Annotated in this window: 15 protein-coding genes; 8 read left to right on the top strand and 7 right to left on the bottom strand. The window is 61.7% G+C overall.

Annotated elements, in window-relative coordinates:
• Positions 1–172 precede the first annotated feature (172 nt).
• Positions 173–1,537 (top strand): citrate/2-methylcitrate synthase, encoded by a 1,365-nt coding sequence (locus H9Q75_RS05450; RefSeq protein ID WP_186565169.1) that lies wholly within the window; start codon positions 173–175, stop codon positions 1,535–1,537.
• Between the two features lie 66 nt (positions 1,538–1,603).
• Here the strand turns inward: H9Q75_RS05450 and H9Q75_RS05445 are convergent, their stop codons facing one another.
• The 4 genes from H9Q75_RS05445 to H9Q75_RS05430 all read right to left on the bottom strand — a co-directional run bounded on the left by H9Q75_RS05445 (position 1,604) and on the right by H9Q75_RS05430 (position 6,890).
• Positions 1,604–3,280, bottom strand: a complete 1,677-nt coding sequence (locus H9Q75_RS05445) for a hypothetical protein (RefSeq protein ID WP_186565168.1) — start codon at positions 3,278–3,280, stop codon at positions 1,604–1,606.
• Complete coding sequence (locus H9Q75_RS05440; protein ID WP_186565167.1) at positions 3,267–3,758, bottom strand: RNA polymerase sigma factor; 492 nt, start codon at positions 3,756–3,758, stop codon at positions 3,267–3,269. Before H9Q75_RS05440 ends, H9Q75_RS05445 begins: the two co-directional genes overlap by 14 nt.
• An 88-nt stretch (positions 3,759–3,846) precedes the next feature.
• The gene (locus tag H9Q75_RS05435; RefSeq protein ID WP_186565166.1) at positions 3,847–4,980 is read right to left on the bottom strand and encodes a site-specific integrase; all 1,134 of its coding nucleotides are present in this window, start codon (positions 4,978–4,980) and stop codon (positions 3,847–3,849) included.
• A gap of 326 nt (positions 4,981–5,306) precedes the next feature.
• Positions 5,307–6,890, bottom strand: a complete 1,584-nt coding sequence (locus H9Q75_RS05430; RefSeq protein WP_186565165.1) for an NAD(P)/FAD-dependent oxidoreductase — start codon at positions 6,888–6,890, stop codon at positions 5,307–5,309.
• A gap of 170 nt (positions 6,891–7,060) precedes the next feature.
• Between H9Q75_RS05430 and H9Q75_RS05425 the strand changes: the two genes are divergently transcribed.
• From H9Q75_RS05425 to H9Q75_RS05400, 6 genes are all read left to right on the top strand, one after another.
• Positions 7,061–7,654 (top strand): cytidylate kinase-like family protein, encoded by a 594-nt coding sequence (locus H9Q75_RS05425; protein WP_186565164.1) that lies wholly within the window; start codon positions 7,061–7,063, stop codon positions 7,652–7,654.
• A gap of 72 nt (positions 7,655–7,726) precedes the next feature.
• Entirely contained in the window at positions 7,727–8,179 is a 453-nt protein-coding gene (locus H9Q75_RS05420; protein ID WP_186565163.1) for a helix-turn-helix domain-containing protein, read from the top strand.
• 20 nt (positions 8,180–8,199) lie between these two features.
• Positions 8,200–8,643 carry a 3-hydroxyacyl-ACP dehydratase FabZ gene (gene fabZ, locus H9Q75_RS05415; RefSeq protein WP_207720773.1) on the top strand — a complete coding sequence of 148 codons (444 nt, stop codon included), beginning with the start codon at positions 8,200–8,202 and terminating at the stop codon, positions 8,641–8,643.
• A 215-nt stretch (positions 8,644–8,858) separates the two neighbouring features.
• On the top strand, positions 8,859–9,272 hold the full coding sequence (locus H9Q75_RS05410) for an Rrf2 family transcriptional regulator (RefSeq protein WP_186565162.1): 414 nt from the start codon (positions 8,859–8,861) through the stop codon (positions 9,270–9,272).
• Positions 9,273–9,335: 63 nt separating this feature from the next.
• Positions 9,336–11,246 (top strand): acyl-CoA dehydrogenase family protein, encoded by a 1,911-nt coding sequence (locus tag H9Q75_RS05405; RefSeq protein ID WP_186565161.1) that lies wholly within the window; start codon positions 9,336–9,338, stop codon positions 11,244–11,246.
• Positions 11,247–11,267: 21 nt separating this feature from the next.
• On the top strand, positions 11,268–12,482 hold the full coding sequence (locus H9Q75_RS05400; protein ID WP_186565160.1) for an FprA family A-type flavoprotein: 1,215 nt from the start codon (positions 11,268–11,270) through the stop codon (positions 12,480–12,482).
• A 64-nt stretch (positions 12,483–12,546) separates the two neighbouring features.
• Here the strand turns inward: H9Q75_RS05400 and clpB are convergent, their stop codons facing one another.
• Both clpB and H9Q75_RS05390 read right to left on the bottom strand, forming a co-directional pair.
• Positions 12,547–15,180, bottom strand: coding sequence for an ATP-dependent chaperone ClpB (gene clpB, locus H9Q75_RS05395; RefSeq protein WP_186565159.1), 2,634 nt, complete (start codon positions 15,178–15,180; stop codon positions 12,547–12,549).
• 28 nt (positions 15,181–15,208) lie between these two features.
• Positions 15,209–15,412 (bottom strand): helix-turn-helix domain-containing protein, encoded by a 204-nt coding sequence (locus H9Q75_RS05390; protein ID WP_186565158.1) that lies wholly within the window; start codon positions 15,410–15,412, stop codon positions 15,209–15,211.
• A gap of 90 nt (positions 15,413–15,502) precedes the next feature.
• On the opposite strand from H9Q75_RS05390, the gene H9Q75_RS05385 reads away from it, so the two are divergent.
• Complete coding sequence (locus H9Q75_RS05385) at positions 15,503–15,709, top strand: hypothetical protein (RefSeq protein ID WP_186565157.1); 207 nt, start codon at positions 15,503–15,505, stop codon at positions 15,707–15,709.
• Positions 15,710–15,729: 20 nt separating this feature from the next.
• Here H9Q75_RS05385 and H9Q75_RS05380 read toward each other — a convergent pair whose 3' ends face one another.
• Positions 15,730–16,158, bottom strand: coding sequence for an Hsp20/alpha crystallin family protein (locus H9Q75_RS05380; protein WP_186565156.1), 429 nt, complete (start codon positions 16,156–16,158; stop codon positions 15,730–15,732).
• Between the last annotated feature and the right edge of the window lie 220 nt (positions 16,159–16,378).

The following is a 16,378-nucleotide window of genomic DNA, read 5'->3' as shown; positions in this document are numbered from 1 at the left end:
AAATACCATAGGAGGTGCGGGCAAGGGGCCCGCACCTCTTTGCTTTTTATACGAAATTTCCTGTACCAATTCATATTATGGTAACATTTATACGGTAAACTAATAGGTAAACATCGAAAAGGAAGGGGCGGGACTCCGCCCGGAATGTGCCATGTCAAAAAGGAGGTATCTAATGGCAAGTAATCCGAATTATTGTGATATTACCCCTGAGATCGAAGCGCTGGCGGCAATGGCGCTGAAAAACAGCAGCATTGATCCGGAGGACTACGTGCGCTATGATGTGAAGCGCGGCCTGCGGGATCTGAATGGGAAGGGCGTTTTGGCCGGACTGACCGAGGTGTCGGATATTGTAGCCAAGAAGGTCGTAGATGGAAAAGAGATTCCGTGTGAGGGCAAGCTCTACTACCGGGGTGTGGACGTGGAGGAACTGGTGGGCGGCGCCCTGAAGGAAGGGCGCTTTGGGTTTGAGGAGACGGCCTACCTGCTGCTGCTGGGCCGCCTGCCCAACGCCCAGGAGCTGGCCAGCTTCCAGGAGCAGCTGTCCTATTACCGCTCACTGCCCAACAATTTTGTGCGGGATGTGATCCTGAAGGCTCCCAGCCATGACATCATGAACTCTCTGGCCCGCAGCGTGCTCAACTTGGCCTCCTATGACGACCGGGCGGACGACATCTCCCTGCCCAACGTGATGCGCCAGTGCGTGCAGCTCATCGCCCTGTTCCCCATGCTGGCGGTGTACGGCTACCAGGCCTGGAACTATAAGAGCGGCAGCTCCCTGTACATCCACGCGCCCCGGCCGGAGCTGTCTGCGGCGGAGAACATCCTCTCCCTGCTGCGCGCCGACTCTTCTTATTCGTTCTGGGAGGCCCATGTACTGGACATCTGCCTGATTCTCCACGCCGAGCACGGCGGCGGCAACAACTCCACCTTCACCACCCATGTGGTTACTTCCTCGGGAACCGACACCTATTCCTGCATGGCGGCCGCCCTGGCCTCCCTGAAGGGGCCCAAGCACGGCGGCGCCAACATCAAGGTGGTCCGCATGTTTGAGGATTTGAAGGCCCATGTGCGCGACTGGAAGGACGAGGATGAGGTGCGCGCCTATCTCCAGGCCCTGCTGGACAAGCGGGCCTTCGATAGGGCCGGACTGATTTACGGCATGGGACACGCGGTGTACTCCCTGTCCGATCCCCGGGCCAATCTCTTCAAGCACTTTGTGGAGAAGCTCTCCCAGGAGAAGGGCCGTACCGAGGAATATGAGCTCTACTCCCTGGTGGCACGGCTGGGTCCGGAGCTGATCTCCGGGGAGCGCACCATGTACAAGGGGGTGTCCGCTAATGTGGACTTCTACTCCGGCTTTGTCTATCACATGCTGGATCTGCCGCTGGAGCTGTACACACCCCTGTTTGCCATGGCCCGTATTGCGGGGTGGAGTGCCCACCGCATGGAGGAGCTCATCAATATGAGCAAGATCATCCGCCCGGCCTACCGGTATGTGGGCGAACATCAGAACTATGTCCCCATGGAGGGGCGCTGAGCGAAGCAGATGAAGCAGGCCGCCGCACCAAATATGGTGCGGCGGCCTGCTTTTTATGGGAAGGGACTAGGATTCCGCCGCCCGGCGGACCTCCAGATAGTAGTGCTCCTGTTCCGGGTCCAGGGTGACGGAGCTTACCCCGTTTTCCAGGTCGAAGCCGAAGTTCTGCCGGACGATCTCGATCAGCTCTCCCCGCTCCAGCCTGGCACTCTGCCCTGTGAAGTCCAGGCTGCTGCCCAGCCGGGTGACCAGGTCGTAGCCAGATACCCCGCGGTTCTCCGTGTGGGCACAGTAGAAATCATAGCTGGCTTGCTTGGTCATTTGGGCCTCAACGGTGACGCTTCCCCCGGCGGGAACGGTCACCTCTGCCTCCAGATAGAACACCCGGTCCACATTGGCAAGTTCGCTGATGACATCCTCCAGTTGGCCGGTGTCATAGCGCTCCACCCCTCCGCCCTCTGACAGCACACCGTAGGCCAGCAGATGCTCACACAGGGCCTGGTAATAGACCTCAAAATCCACCTGAGCGGCCGCCAGACCGTCAACTGCCCACGCGCTGTCCATCGCCAGGCGGAGGATTTGGCGCAGTTCGGTCCCCAGGTCGCTCTCGTACCGGCGGATCGTCACGCCGGCGTCGATCTCCTCTGCGGTGTCAAAGCCGCCGGTGACATAGCCCTGGGTGGCCAGGTCGGTGATGTCTTCCCCCAGGACAATGAGATAGCACACCTGCTCCTCGTTTCCCCATTCTCCGGGCTGACGGATGGAAAAGCCCCGGCCCATAAAGTGGTTCTCCCGGTCAAAGTGTCCGGAGTGGAACCCATAGGAGAGCACGGTGGTCCGCTCATAGTCCAGGTGGAAGGTGGCCCGGAGGGAGGGGTTGGGGATGCCGGCATCCTCGTCCTGAGGCTCTCCCCAGGGGTCGGTGAACTCATATACCGTCACCGGTACACCGGTCAGGTCCGGGGGCTCCCCCAGGGCGGCGGCCAGATAGCTGCCGTCCGACAGCAGGGCCGCATATTCCTCCCAGCTGTCGAGCTGATCCAGATTGACGCTGCCAGGTTCAGAGCCCTCCTCGCCGAACCAGCCGGTAAACGTACCGGTAAAGCCGCCGGAATAGGCGCCTGTGTAGAGGGCAGTTCCCAGCGCGGCCCCGTCGGCCGAGAGGGTGGGGCTGGTCTCGTCCAGCTCGTCCAGGCTGCTGGCGAAGGGGTAGAGCAGGGTGACGATCTGGTCTGTGTCCGTGGGGTTGGTCAGGGTGTAAGAGTCGGTAACCAGAATATCGCTGGAGGATTGGTAGTAGCCCCCATCCGGGAACCACTCGTTGTACTGGTCCAGCACCTCCTGCTGTTCAGCCTGGGTCAGGTCCGTGCGGGAAGCGGCCTCCTCCTCGTTGGAGATCCAGACCTTTTCCCAGGGAGAGAAGTCTAGGGTGATATCCCGCTGAGCGGAGAGGTCTGGCTCCCCCAGCACAGTCAGGGGAAATACCGGCCCGGCGTAGGACATAAAGGTGCTGCCCTCCTCATGGCCGCCACCCCCCGCGTTCCCGCCCAGGCCGCCGTTGGACCGGATCAGACCGAACAGGCCGGCCCCAGCCACCACAATGGCCAGACAGGCGCACAGGGGCACCCAGCGGCGCAGCTTCGAGGGCCTGCGTCTCCCCTCCGGCAGGGCGGTGATCCGAGCCCGCAGTTCCTCCGGGGCGCGGAGGGAATCCACCTGACGAATATAATCAGATCGTGTCATCGTCAAAGCCTCCAATCATCCGTTCCCGCAGAGCCTGCCTGCCCCGGGCGAGCCAGGTGAGCACCGTGTTGCGGCCCGCCCCCAGAATGCCGCCGATCTCAGCGGCGGTATAGCCCTCGTAATAGTGGAGGTAGAGGGCGTTGCGGTAGGGCGGGGCCAGGGCGCGCACCTGCTCCAGCACATCCTGCTCCGGCGGCTCCGGGGCCGCCAGGGCGGGGTCCAGGGAGGTCTCGCCCCTGCGCTTGGCCCGGTGGAGGTTTTTACAGCGGTTGAGGGCCACACGGATGAGCCAGGCCTTCAGGTGCTCGGCATCGGCAAAGGCCTTGCCGCTGGTGAGCAGGGCCTCAAAGACCTCCTGGGTCACGTCCTCGGCATCGGCCCGGGTGGGGGCGTTGTGGACGGCCACGCGGTAAACGGTGTCCAGATAGTGTTCATAGGCGTAGGAGAATGGGGCGTCCCCCTTCAGCTTGCTGGCCATGGCGCACTCTCCTTTCACCTATAACACACCGGATGGGGCCGTATGATTGCACCCATTGTAGCTTTTTTTACCGGGGAAGACAAGAAGGCTATTTCAGGGCCGCGGCCACCCGGTCCAGAGTGGAGGTGTGGACCTCGTCCAGCAGGTGGGTGTAGATGCGCCCGGTGGTGGCGGGGGTGGAGTGTCCCAGGGCCTTGCCGATGTCAAACAGGGGCACCCCCTGGGCGCTGGCCAGCGTGGCAAAGGTGTGGCGCAGGCCGTGGAGAGTGATTTTGGGAAGGCCGCTGCGGCGGATGAACCGGGTGAAGGCCAAAGAGACCGCGTTGGGGGACAGGGGCTGGCCCTGCCCGTCCACAGCCACCAGACCGGAGTCCGCCCACGCCGCGCCCATGGCCAGCCGGCGCTCCGCCTGGCGGGCCCGCTCCCGGCGCAGCAGACGGTAGATGTCCTCCGTCATGTGCAGCGCCCGGTTGGAGGAGCGGTTCTTGGTCTCCTTCTGCACGATGCTGGCCCCGGCGGCGGTGCGGGCCTCCCGGATATAGAGCTTGTGGAGACTGAAGTTAACGCTCTCCCACCGCAGGCCGCAGATTTCCTCCCGCCGCAGGCCCAGGCTGCCGGCCAGCTTGACCACCAGCTCCAGAGGATGCCCCTCCACCAGGGCGTAGAGCCGTTTCAGGTTTTCCGGAGTATAGTAATGGGCCTCGTGGGGGATGACCCGGGGCGGCTCCACCCGCTCCGTGGGACAGCGGAGGATCATGTCCTGGCGCAGGGCCATGTGTAGCGCGGCGGAGAGCAGATCGTGGTGGCGGCGCACCGTGTTGGCCGACAGGCCCTTGTCCGCCATCAGGGTGGTATAGTACTGCTGGAGATGGCGCGGGGCCAGCTTCTGCAGCGGGATGCTTCCCAGAGCAGGGGAGAGATGGTTGTCGATGATTTTCCGGTAGCCATAGATAGTGGTTTCCGCCCGGTTGGGCTTGATGACAATGTCCATCCAGTAGTCCAGCCACTGGTCCATAGTCATGGTGCTGGGGGTGACGCTCCGCTGACTCTCCCGTTCGGTGTGGAACTCCTTCAGGGCTTTGCGGGCCAGGGGCAGATTAGAGAAGGTCTTATACTTCTTGATCCGCCGGCCGTTTTCGTCCGGCCCATAGTCCATGCACACATAGTAGCACTGGCGCGCCTCGTCATAAGAGATGTTGGTTTCTACCTTTTTTCTGGCCATTTTGACAGACTTCCTCGCTTCCCTACAGTTTTCGACTGCAAAATTTGGAACAATTATTAAATCTATCATACTCAGAGAAAAAGAAACATATTAGGAAGCGAAACAAGGGGATTTTTGGAAAAGAAAATGCGCCCGACTATTAGCCGGACGCATGGTTTGAGGGAAAATATGTGAAGCGGGTCACCCGACGGCCACAGCTTTGGCCACCCGGATACCATCCACGGCGGCGGACACCGCAGCGTTAAGAAAACGTGCCGGCGGCACGTTTGCAGCGCAGGCTCCGTCGGCTATGCCGACGGAGGGGAAGTATCTGGACCGAACCGATTTTAGAGAGCTGAGGCCACGGCCTCTGCGACCTTAATACCGTCCACAGAGGCAGACATAATACCGCCCGCATAGCCCGCCCCCTCGCCGCAGGGGTAGAGACCGCGCAGGGCGGACTGAAAGGTGTCGTCCCGGAGAATCCGCACCGGGGAAGAGGACCGGGTTTCCACCCCGGTGAGGACCGCGTCCGGGGCGGCAAAGCCGCGCACCTTTCGGTCAAAGAGCGGCAGGGCGTCCCGCAGGGTGTCCATGACGTAGCCGGGTAGGCAGGCCTCCAGGTCCGTCCAGGTGACGCCGGGGAGGTAGGTGGGGCGGATGGAGCCCGACGCCTGGGAGGGCCGCCCGGCCAGAAAGTCCCCCACGGTCTGGGCTGGGGCACGGAAATCCCGGCCCCCCAGTTCCCAGGCGGCGTGCTCCCACTCCTCCTGGAAGCGCACCCCGGCCAGAGGATCGTCCCCAGGGAAATCCCCGGGGCCCACGCCTACCAGAAAGCCGCCGTTGATATTCGCCCCGTCCCGGGCGCGCAGGCTCATGCCATTGGTGACCAGCTGTCCCGGGGCGCTGGCGGCGGCCACCACCTGTCCGCCGGGGCAGACGCAGAAGGTGAACGCCGACCGGCCGGAGGGCAGGTGGCAGGAGAGCTTGTAGTCTGCGGGGGGCAGCCGCTGCCAGGCGGGGCCGAATTGGGCGGCGGAGACGGCGGCCTGGCTGTGCTCAATGCGCACGCCGATGGCGAACTGTTTTTGTTCCATGGGCACACCGGCCTCCATAAGCATGGCGAAGGTATCCCGGGCGGAGTGGCCGGGAGCCAGGACCAGCGCGTCACAGGAGAGCGCCAGGGGCGCGTCCGCCGACACCGCCGTGAGACCGGTCAGCCGCCCATGATCCGCGATGAGACCGGTGAGCTGAGTCTCAAACCGCACCTCGCAGCCCAGGCGGATCAACTCAAGCCGGATGTTCTTGACCACCCGGCGGAGGAGATCGGTGCCGATATGCGGCTTGTGGCTCCAGGCCACGTCCTCAGGCGCGCCGAACTCCACCAGCGTCTCCAGGGCTGTGGAAATACGGGGATCGTGGGTACCGGTGGTCAGCTTGCCGTCGGAAAAGGTGCCGGCGCCCCCTTCGCCGAACTGCACGTTGGAGGAGGGGTCCAGCGCTCCGGTGGACCAGAAGCGCTCCACGTCCGCGGTGCGGGCGTCCACGTCCCGGCCCCGCTCCAGCACCACGCAGGGCAGCCCCGCCCGGGCCAGATAAAGGGCGGCGAACAGTCCAGCAGGCCCCATGCCCACCACAACCGGCCGAATAGGGGAGGACCGGCGCACCTGGGGAAAGACATAGGGCTTGGGCGCATAGAGAGTGATGTTGGGCTGATGAGCCCGGCGCACCAGAGCCTCGTCCTCCGCCGTGCCCACATGGACGGTGCAGACATAGCGCACATCGTGCCGGTTCCGGGCGTCAATGGACTGCCGGGCGATAGAGAAATGCTCCAGCGCCTCCAGCCGGACGCCCAGCAGGCGGGCGGCCTTTTTCTTCAGCTGGCGGACATCCCCGTCCAGGGGGAGAGAGAGATTTTGTATGCGTATCATAAAGCGTATTCCTCGCATCTCGATTTGGTCGCTTTTATCATACACGTTCCAGGGTGAAAAAGTCCATAGGGGCGGTGGAAAAATTCTGAAACCGTCCGGAGCCGGGGCGATTTGGTTTTGACGCTGCCGGGAAAAAGTGGTATACTAAAAACGAAACGGAGGTGCGTTTTATGAAGCAAATTGTCATCACCCTGAGCCGGGAATACGGCTCCGGCGGGCGCATCATTGCCCAGAAACTGGCCAGTGATCTGCAGATCAAATTCTACGACAAGGAGCTGATTGCCGACGTAGCCCGGAAGACGGGTTTTTCCGAAAATTTTGTCCGGGACGCGGAGCACAAGCGGCCCACCAACAGCTTTCTCTATGATCTATACTGCGCGGTGCAGACCCCGTCTGTGCCGGATCAGGTGTTCATTGCCCAGGCCCAAGTGATTAAGCAGGCGGCTGAGCGGGAGTCCTGCATCATTGTGGGCCGCTGTGCCGACTATATCCTGCGGGACCAGCCCAACTGCCTGCGGGTGTTCATCTCCGCGCCTCTGGGGGAGCGGGTGCGCCGGGCAAAGGAGGAGTACGGCGTACAGGAGGCCAATCTGGAGGGCTATGTGCTCCGCCAGGACAAGGCCAGGGCCTCCTACTACAACTATTTTGCCACAGGCCGCTGGGGGGACAGCCGCACCTATGATCTGTGCATCAACAGCCGCCTGGGCATTGACACGGCGGTGGAGTGCATCAAAGCCGCAGCGCAGGCCCTGATGAGAGAATAAAAGCGCGCGTGGCCGCGCCCGTCAAGGGTGCGGCCACCGCTGCTTCAAGGAACATTTAAGGAGGAAACACACATGGTGACCATGGCACAGCGCATCGAGGCGCTGCGCAGCGAGGCGGGGCTGAGCCGGCCCGCCCTGGCTGCGGCGCTGGGCTTCCCAAAGGGAGCCTTTGACAAGTTTGAAACGGGGCGGCAGACCCCCAGCAAGGAGCAGCAGGAGAAGCTGGCCGCCTATTTCGGCGTGTCCCTGCTCTATCTCCGGGGCGAGAGCGGCGACCGCACCCGCCAGGAGGACTGGATGAACCTGGCGATGAGCCAGCCGGATGAGACCGGATACACGCCCGTACGGCCGGCGCCGAAAAAGATCAGGCAGGAGCCGGCCGCCCAGGGGACTGTGATGGACGCGCTGCTCACCAGCCGCCAGGTTCAGGAGTCCATGCGCGGGGTGATTTTGGAGACCCTGCGCTCCCCCGAGGGGCAGCAGATCCTGGAGCAGGTGATCCGGCGGGTCATGGGCAGGCCCTGAAAAGAGAGGAGAAAGATGGTATGATACAGCAAGTGAACTGGGGCAGAGAACGGGTGATGGAGATCCTGCCCCACCGGGAGCCCATGCTGCTGGTGGACGGCGTGCGTGGGCTGGAAATGGGCAAGAGCATAGACGCATTTTTTTACGTGCGGCCGGATATGGAGATTCTGAAGGGCCACTTCCCGGGCAATCCCATTCTGCCGGGGGTCTATTCGGTGGAGTCCATGGCCCAGGCGGCGGGTATTATGGTAATACTGCTGGACCGCTATAAGGGCAGGCAGCCCCTGTTCCTTGGGATTGACAAGGCCTCCTTCCGGCGGGTGGTTCGGCCGGGGGATACCCTGGAGCTCCACGGGGAATTGATCCATGAGCGGGAGGACAAGGCCATCGTTACCTGTGCCGTAGAGGGACGGGTGAACGGCGAGCTGGCCGCCTCCGGCCAGGTGGTTCTGGCCATGCGCTGACCCGAGCGCGCCGACCCTTTTCCACAGGCGGAGCAGCCCCACGGATTGCGTGGGGCTGCTTTTGCGTCCATGGCTTTTTTCACAAGATTTCCGGCAGGTTTTTGTGAAAATGGGAAAAGTGCATGAATTCTGTAAAGTTAATCTTGACAAAAATTATCCACATTGCTATGATGGAACCAGAAAGGGTTGGAAAAAGCAGGGAGGACGGAGCGGCGGTGATCATTACACGGGAGACAGACTATGCACTGCGCATCCTGCGGGCACTCTCCCGGGGGACACAGCTTACGGCGGGGGAGATTGCGGAGCAGGAGCTGGTGCCGAAGCAGTTTGCCTATAAGATCATGAAAAAGCTCAGCCGGGCCGATCTGGTGGCCATTACCCGCGGGGTGGACGGCGGCTGCCGCCTGAAGGCGGATTTGGATCAGGTTACCCTATATGACCTTATGGCCGCCATGGAGGAAAGCCGATCCCTCAGCGCCTGTATGGAGCCGGGCTACCGCTGCCCCTGGCGGGAAGCTCATGGAGGCTGCACCATCCACTGTCGGCTCTCACAGGTGCAGAACGCGCTGAATTACGAGCTGCGCGCCCATACGCTCCGGAGTCTGCTCTCTGGAGAAGAAGAGCAGTAATCTTTTTACCCAGAAGTGGACAAAAATTATCAAGTATAGAATAAACCATAAGGAGGTAACGGTATGCACTTCAAAACGACGCAAGCACATGAGGAATTCCGCAGCAAGGTGAGGGCCTTTGCCGAGGCGGAGGTCAAGCCCATCGCGTTCCTGCTGGATCAGCAGAACCAGTTCCCGGATGAGGCCGTGCAGAAAATGGCCCAGCTGGGGCTGATGGGCATTCCGTACCCCAGGGAGTACGGCGGCGCCGGGCTGGACGTGCTCAGCTACGCCATTGCGGTGGAGGAGCTCTCCCGGGTGGACGGCGGCACCGGCGTCATTCTCTCCGCCCACGTGTCCCTGGGCTCCTGGCCCATCTTTGCCTACGGCACCGAAGAGCAGAAGCAGAAATACCTGGTTCCCCTGGCCAGGGGAGAGAAGATCGGCGCCTTCGGCCTGACCGAACCTAACGCAGGCTCCGACGCCGGCGGCACCGAGACCACTGCCGTGCTCAAGGGCGACCACTATGTGCTCAACGGCGGCAAGATTTTCATCACAAACGCCCCCAAGGCGGACACCTATGTGGTCTTCGCGGTCACCACGCCGGACATCGGCACCCGGGGCATCTCCGCCTTCATCGTGGAGAAGGGCTGGAAGGGTTTTGACTTCGGCGACCACTACGACAAGATGGGCATCCGCTCCTCCTCCACCGCGGAGCTGATCTTCAACGACGTGAAGGTGCCCAGGGAGAACCTGCTGGGCAAGGAGGGCGACGGCTTCAAAATCGCCATGGCCACCCTGGACGGCGGACGCATCGGCATCGCCTCCCAGGCCCTGGGCATCGCTCAGGGGGCCTACGAAAACGCCCTGGAGTACGCCAAGGAGCGCATCCAGTTCGGCAAGCCCGTGGGCTTCCAGCAGTCCATCTCCTTCAAACTGGCGGATATGGCCACCAAGCTGCGCTGCGCCCGGATGCTGGTCTACTCCGCCGCTGAGCTGAAGGAGCATCACGAGCCCTATGCCATGGAGGCCGCCATGGCCAAGATGTACGCCTCCGATATTGCCCTGGAGGTCACCAATGACGCCATGCAGATCTACGGCGGCGCGGGCTTTATGAAGGGCATGGAGGTGGAGCGGGCTTACCGGGACGCCAAGATTACCACCATCTATGAGGGCACCAATGAGATCCAGCGGGTGGTTATCTCGGCCAACCTTCTGGGCAAGCCGCCCAAGAGCGAGGGCGGCTCCTCCAGCCGGCCCAAGAAGCCGGCCCCCATCACCGGCGTGCGCAAGAAGCTGATCCTCCGGGACGGCTCTCCCACCGAGCAGGTGGCCGCCCTGGCGGAACACCTGAGGAAGGACGGCCACGACTTCTCCGTGGGCATCCCCCTGGACACGCCGATCTCGCAGGCTGAGCGGGTGGTCTCCGCAGGCAAGGGCATCGGAGACAAGAAGAACATGAAGCTCATCCAGGAGCTGGCCCAGGCGGCGGGCGCGGCGGTTGGCTCCTCCCGCCCGGTGGCGGAGACCCTCAAATACGTTCCCCTGGACCGCTATGTGGGAATGTCCGGCCAGAAGTTTACCGGAAACCTGTACATCGCCTGCGGGATCTCCGGCGCGGTGCAGCACCTGAAGGGCATCAAGGACGCCTCCACCATCGTGGCCATCAACAAGAACGCCGGCGCCCCTATTTTCAAGAACTGTGACTACGGCATTGTGGGCGATGTAAACGAGATCCTGCCCCTGCTGGCCCAGGCGCTGGGGACTGGGGAAAAACAGCCCGCGCCCCCCATGGTGAAGATGAAGCGGCCAACGCCTCCCAAGGCGGAGCCCCTGGGCAAGCGCTATGTGTGCGGCGGCTGCGGTTATGAGTACATCCCGGAGCTGGGCGACGAGGACGCCGAGATCGCCCCCGGTACCCTGTTTGAAAAGCTGCCCGAGGACTGGGTCTGCCCCGAGTGCGCCGAGGGCAAAGATCAGTTCATTGAGGCGTAAGAGCTGGAAGGAGGAAGAACGATGCATTGCGTGCGAACTGTTACCGATAACCTGTACTGGGTGGGGGCCAACGATCACCGCCTGACCCTGTTTGAAAACATCCACCCCATTCCCAGAGGGGTCAGCTACAACGCCTACCTGCTGCTGGACGAGAAGTCCGTCCTGTTTGACACTGTGGACTGGTCCGCCTGCCGCCAGCTGCTGGAGAACATGGAGTACCTGCTGGCCGGCAAGCCCCTCGACTACCTGGTCATCAACCATATGGAACCAGACCACGGGGCCTCCATTGAGGAGATTCTGCTGCGCTGGCCCAAGGTGAAAGTCATCTCCACGGAAAAGTCCTTTATGCTGATGCGCCAGTTTGGCTTCCATGTGGACGGCCACGAGCTCGTTGAGGTGAAGGAGGGGGATACCTATTCCTTCGGCGCCCACAATGTCACCTTTGTAGGCGCGCCCATGGTCCACTGGCCTGAGGCCATGGTGACCTTTGACACCACCAACGGCGTCCTCTTTTCCGCCGACGCCTTCGGCTCCTTCATCGCCCTGGACGGCAAGCTCTTTGCCGACGAGGTGGATTTTGACCGGGACTGGATCGACGAGGCCCGCCGCTACCTGACCAACATCGTGGGCAAGTACGGCCCCCACATCCAGCTGCTGCTGAAAAAGGCCGGGGGCATTCTGGACCAGATCAAGTTCATCTGCCCCCTCCACGGCCCGGTATGGCGCAAGGACCTGATGTACTTTATCGACAAGTACGACAAGTGGAGCCGCTACGAGCCGGAGGAGAAGGGCGTGCTGATTGCCTACGCCTCCATGTACGGCAACACCGAGGCCGCCGCCCAGGCCCTGGCCGCCAAGCTGTGCGAGAAGGGCGTGACCAACGTGGCGGTATACGATGTGTCCAACACCCATGTGTCCTATCTGATTTCCGAAGCGTTTAAGTACAGCCACATTGTCCTGGCCAGCGTTACCTATAACCTGGGCATCTACCCGGTGATGCACAATTTCCTCATGGATATGAAAGCCCTCAATCTGCAGAACCGTACCTTTGCCCTGATTGAGAACGGCTCCTGGGCCTGCAAGTCCGGGGACCTGATGCAGAAGTTTATTGACGAGGAGCTCAAGAACATGACAGTACTCAACGAGCGCCTGAGTCTGGCCTCCTCGCTCAGCGAGAGCAAGGGCGCGGAGCTGGACGCCCTGGCGGATGCCCTGACGGAGTCGGTCCGGGCCTGAACAGAACAGAAAAGAGGAGGCCCGCGTACCGAAACCGGTACGCGGGCCTCTCTGCGGCATTGCGTTAATCTCCGTTGACAAGCTCGCCGGTGAGAACCTGCCTGGCCTCCACGGTCAGCTGGCCATCCACGCAGTCCACCGTGAGGGTGTCGCCGCTCTGGACCTCGTCGCCGATGATCTTGCGGCTGATGAGGGTCTCCACCCCGTGCTGCACGAACCGGCGCAGAGGCCGGGCGCCGAAGGCGGGGTCGTAGGCGCTGTCGATGATATAGCGCTTGGCGGCATCGGTGAGTACCACCTTCAGCTGCTTCTCGCTCAAACGCTGGTTCAGCTCGTTCACCAGCAGGTCGATGATGTGGGTGATGTTGTCCTTGGTCAGGGGCTTGTAGAACACGATCTCGTCCAGACGGTTGAGGAACTCCGGCCGGAAGGAGTGGCGCAGCAGCTCCTGCACCTGGCTCTTGGCCTCCTCAGTGATCTCGCCATTCTGGTCAATGCCGTCCAGCAGGTACTGGGAGCCCAGGTTGGAGGTGAGGATGATGATGGTGTTCTTGAAGTCCACCGTGCGGCCCTGGCTGTCGGTGATCCGGCCGTCGTCCAGCACCTGAAGCAGGATGTTGAACACATCGGGGTGGGCCTTCTCCACCTCGTCGAAGAGCACCACGCAGTAGGGGTGGCGGCGGACGGCCTCGGTGAGCTGGCCGCCTTCCTCATAGCCCACGTATCCCGGAGGCGCGCCGATGAGACGGGACACGGAGAACTTCTCCATATACTCGCTCATGTCGATACGGACCATGTTCTTCTCGCTGTCGAACAGAGCTTCCGCCAGGGTCTTGGCCAGTTCGGTCTTGCCCACGCCGGTGGGGCCCAGGAACAGGAAGGAGCCGATGGGCCGGTCGGGGTCGGCAATACCGGCCCGGCTGCGGAGGATGGCTTCGCTGACCAGGCGCACGGCCTCGTCCTGGCCCACCACCCGCTGGTGGAGAATGTCCTCCAGATGGAGCAGCTTTTCACGCTCGCCCTCCATCAGTTTGGCCACCGGGATGCCGGTCCAGCGCTCAATGATGCGGGCGATCTCCTCCTCGGTGACCTTGTCCCGCAGCAGGGAACGGGCCTTGCCCTCGTTGGCGATGGCCTCCTCGGTCTCCAACTGCTTGCGCAGCTCGGGGATCTTGCCATACTGCAGCTCGGCGGCACGGTTCAGGTCGTACTCCCGCTGGGCCTTCTCCAGCTGGGCATTGGCGGCCTCCAGGTCCTCACGCAGCTTCTGCACCTTGCCGATGGCGTTCTTCTCGTTCTCCCACTGGGCCTTCTTGGCGTTGAACTCGTCCCGCATCTCGGCCAGCTCTTTCTGAATCTCGGCCAGATGCTCCTTGGAGATGGCGTCGTCCTCCTTCTTCAGGGCGGCCTCCTCGATCTCGTGCTGGATGATCTTCCGCTGGATCACGTCCAGCTCGGTGGGCATGGAGTCGATCTCAGTGCGGATCATGGCGCAGGCTTCGTCGATGAGGTCGATGGCCTTGTCGGGCAGGAACCGGTCGGTGATATAGCGGTCGGACAGGGTGGCGGCGGCGATGATGGCGCCGTCCTGGATCTTCACGCCGTGGAACACCTCGTACCGCTCCTTCAGGCCGCGGAGGATGGCGATGGTGTCCTCCACCGTGGGCTCGTTGACCATGACGGGCTGGAACCGCCGCTCCAGAGCGGCGTCCTTCTCGATATACTGGCGGTACTCGTTGAGAGTGGTGGCGCCGATGCAGTGCAGCTCGCCCCGGGCCAGCATGGGCTTGAGCAGGTTGCCCGCGTCCATGGCGCCCTCGGTCTTGCCGGCGCCCACGATGGTGTGCAGCTCGTCGATGAAGAGGATGATGCGGCCCTCGGACTTTTTGACCTCGTTGAGGACGGCCTTCAGCCGCTCCTCAAACTCGCCGCGGTACTTGGCCCCGGCGATCAGGGAACCCATATCCAGGGCGAAAATGGTCTTGTCCTTCAGGCTGGCGGGTACGTCGCCCTTGACGATCCGCTGGGCCAGACCCTCGGCGATGGCGGTCTTGCCTACGCCGGGCTCGCCGATCAAAACGGGGTTGTTCTTGCTCTTGCGGCTCAGGATGCGGATGACGTTGCGGATCTCGTCGTCCCGGCCGATGACCGGGTCCAGCTTGTTGGCCCTGGCCCGCTCCACCAGGTCGGAGCCGTACTTTTTCAGGGCGTTATAGGTCTCCTCCGGGTTGTCGGAGGTCACACGCTGGTTGCCCCGCACGTTGGTCAGGGCCTGGAGCACGCCCTCCTTCTGTACGTTGTAGGTGCGGAACAGCTCCTTCAGCTCCCGGTTGGCCGTGTCCAGCAGGGCCAGCAGCAGGTGCTCCACCGACACATACTCGTCCTTCATGGACGCGGCGATGCTCTCGGCGGTGTTCAGGCACTTGTCCACGTCTTGGGCCACATAGATCTTGCCCTGCTCCCGGCCGGAGCCGGACACACGGGGCAGCTTCTCCACCTCCGCCTTGGCGGCGGCGGTGAAGGAGGGGACGGTGAGGCCCATGTTCCCCAGCAGCTGGGGGATCAGCCCGCCCTCGTCCAGCAGCAGGGCCAGCAGCAGGTGGGGCTGCTCAATCTGCTGGTTGCCGTACTCGGTGGCGATGGACTGGGCGTTCTGCACCGCCTCCAGAGACTTCTGCGTATATTTCTGCGCGTTCATATTGCGTCACGCTCCTTTACAAGGAGAATCAGGCCTTTTCCCGTCCCAACAGATAGTCCACGGAGACCTGATAAAAATCGGCCAGCGTGATCAGATGGTGGGCGGGGATTTCCTGAATCCCTTTTTCGTATTTATAGTATTGCTGCTGCGTGGTGCCAAGCAGCTTTCCAATGGTTTCCTGGGTCAAATCACGGTCTTCCCGCAGGTCTCGCAGTCTGGGATAGCAATACATATCATCACCTCGGGAGAACCATAGCATAAATCTGATTGGATGTATTTACTTTAAACCTTATCAGATGTATGCTCTCTGTGAGGTGATTTTATGTCATTGCCCCGGAAGTACATGGTGGAAAAGCGGGTCTGCGGGACCTGCGTTCATTACCGCCAGCACTACGTCCGCACAGGAAAGGGGGACTATTACCCCCTCTGGTACGGCCATTGCATCCACCCCTGGCGGCGGCACCCGGAGCCGGACTTCGGCTGCGAGCGCTGGGAGGGAACGGAACGGGAGCCGGTCAGCCGCAGCTGACCGGCTCCCGCGGGTTCCGATCACTCAATGGCGATCCTGCGGGCCTCGGGCACCGCGGGGACAGCCTTGGGCAGGTTCAGCTCCAGAATGCCGTTGTTGTAAGCGGCGGTGATGGCGCCCTCGTCAATACCGGAGACGTCAAAGGAGCGGGTAAAGGAGCCGTAACGGCGCTCCCGGCGGACGTAGTTGCCCTTGTCGTCCTTCTCGTCCTTGTTCTCCTTGTGCTCGGCCTTGATGGTGAGGATGCCGTCCTTCACATCCAGGGAGATGTCCTCCTTCTGGAAGCCGGGCAGTTCGGCCTCCAGCACGAACTTGTCGCCTGCGTCCTTAATGTCGGTGCGGAAGGCGGGCAGGTTGGCGTTGTTACTGCCGAAGAAGCTGCGGGTAAAATGATCGAAGGTGTCAAACAGGTTGTCGTTATTGTTTTCAAAAGGAAGCATACCAAACATAAAAATCTCTCCTCATTCTGTCATAGATTGTTTTGATGGGACTGGCAGTCTGCTATATTGACTGCTAAATTTTGCAATGTTCCATGGGAAGGAACCCCTTTCTGCAGGCCGGTCTAATGGCCCTTTTTCTCTTTTTCTGAGTGAAATTATAGAATTAAATTGTGAACAAATCTGCATAATTTTATGACTGAATTGTAAACGTTAGCACTCTATATAGGTG

This window comes from Lawsonibacter celer (genome assembly GCF_014281125.1).
Classification (GTDB): domain Bacteria; phylum Bacillota; class Clostridia; order Oscillospirales; family Oscillospiraceae; genus Lawsonibacter_B; species Lawsonibacter_B celer.
Note: the sequence above shows the minus strand (reverse complement) of the source record. Positions and strands in the feature narration are given on the sequence as shown.

Bases quoted from the DNA above. Each gene is read 5' to 3' on its own strand.
- H9Q75_RS05405 (WP_186565161.1), top strand. From the start codon at position 9,336: ATGCACTTCAAAACGACGCAAGCACATGAGGAATTCCGCAGCAAGGTG.
- H9Q75_RS05400 (WP_186565160.1), top strand. From the start codon at position 11,268: ATGCATTGCGTGCGAACTGTTACCGATAACCTGTACTGGGTGGGGGCC.
- H9Q75_RS05390 (WP_186565158.1), bottom strand. From the start codon at position 15,412: ATGTATTGCTATCCCAGACTGCGAGACCTGCGGGAAGACCGTGATTTG.
- H9Q75_RS05385 (WP_186565157.1), top strand. From the start codon at position 15,503: ATGTCATTGCCCCGGAAGTACATGGTGGAAAAGCGGGTCTGCGGGACC.
- H9Q75_RS05425 (WP_186565164.1), top strand. From the start codon at position 7,061: ATGAAGCAAATTGTCATCACCCTGAGCCGGGAATACGGCTCCGGCGGG.
- H9Q75_RS05435 (WP_186565166.1), bottom strand. From the start codon at position 4,980: ATGGCCAGAAAAAAGGTAGAAACCAACATCTCTTATGACGAGGCGCGC.
- clpB (WP_186565159.1), bottom strand. From the start codon at position 15,180: ATGAACGCGCAGAAATATACGCAGAAGTCTCTGGAGGCGGTGCAGAAC.
- fabZ (WP_207720773.1), top strand. From the start codon at position 8,200: ATGATACAGCAAGTGAACTGGGGCAGAGAACGGGTGATGGAGATCCTG.
- H9Q75_RS05450 (WP_186565169.1), top strand. From the start codon at position 173: ATGGCAAGTAATCCGAATTATTGTGATATTACCCCTGAGATCGAAGCG.
- H9Q75_RS05380 (WP_186565156.1), bottom strand. From the start codon at position 16,158: ATGTTTGGTATGCTTCCTTTTGAAAACAATAACGACAACCTGTTTGAC.
- H9Q75_RS05440 (WP_186565167.1), bottom strand. From the start codon at position 3,758: ATGGCCAGCAAGCTGAAGGGGGACGCCCCATTCTCCTACGCCTATGAA.
- H9Q75_RS05445 (WP_186565168.1), bottom strand. From the start codon at position 3,280: ATGACACGATCTGATTATATTCGTCAGGTGGATTCCCTCCGCGCCCCG.
- H9Q75_RS05430 (WP_186565165.1), bottom strand. From the start codon at position 6,890: ATGATACGCATACAAAATCTCTCTCTCCCCCTGGACGGGGATGTCCGC.
- H9Q75_RS05420 (WP_186565163.1), top strand. From the start codon at position 7,727: ATGGTGACCATGGCACAGCGCATCGAGGCGCTGCGCAGCGAGGCGGGG.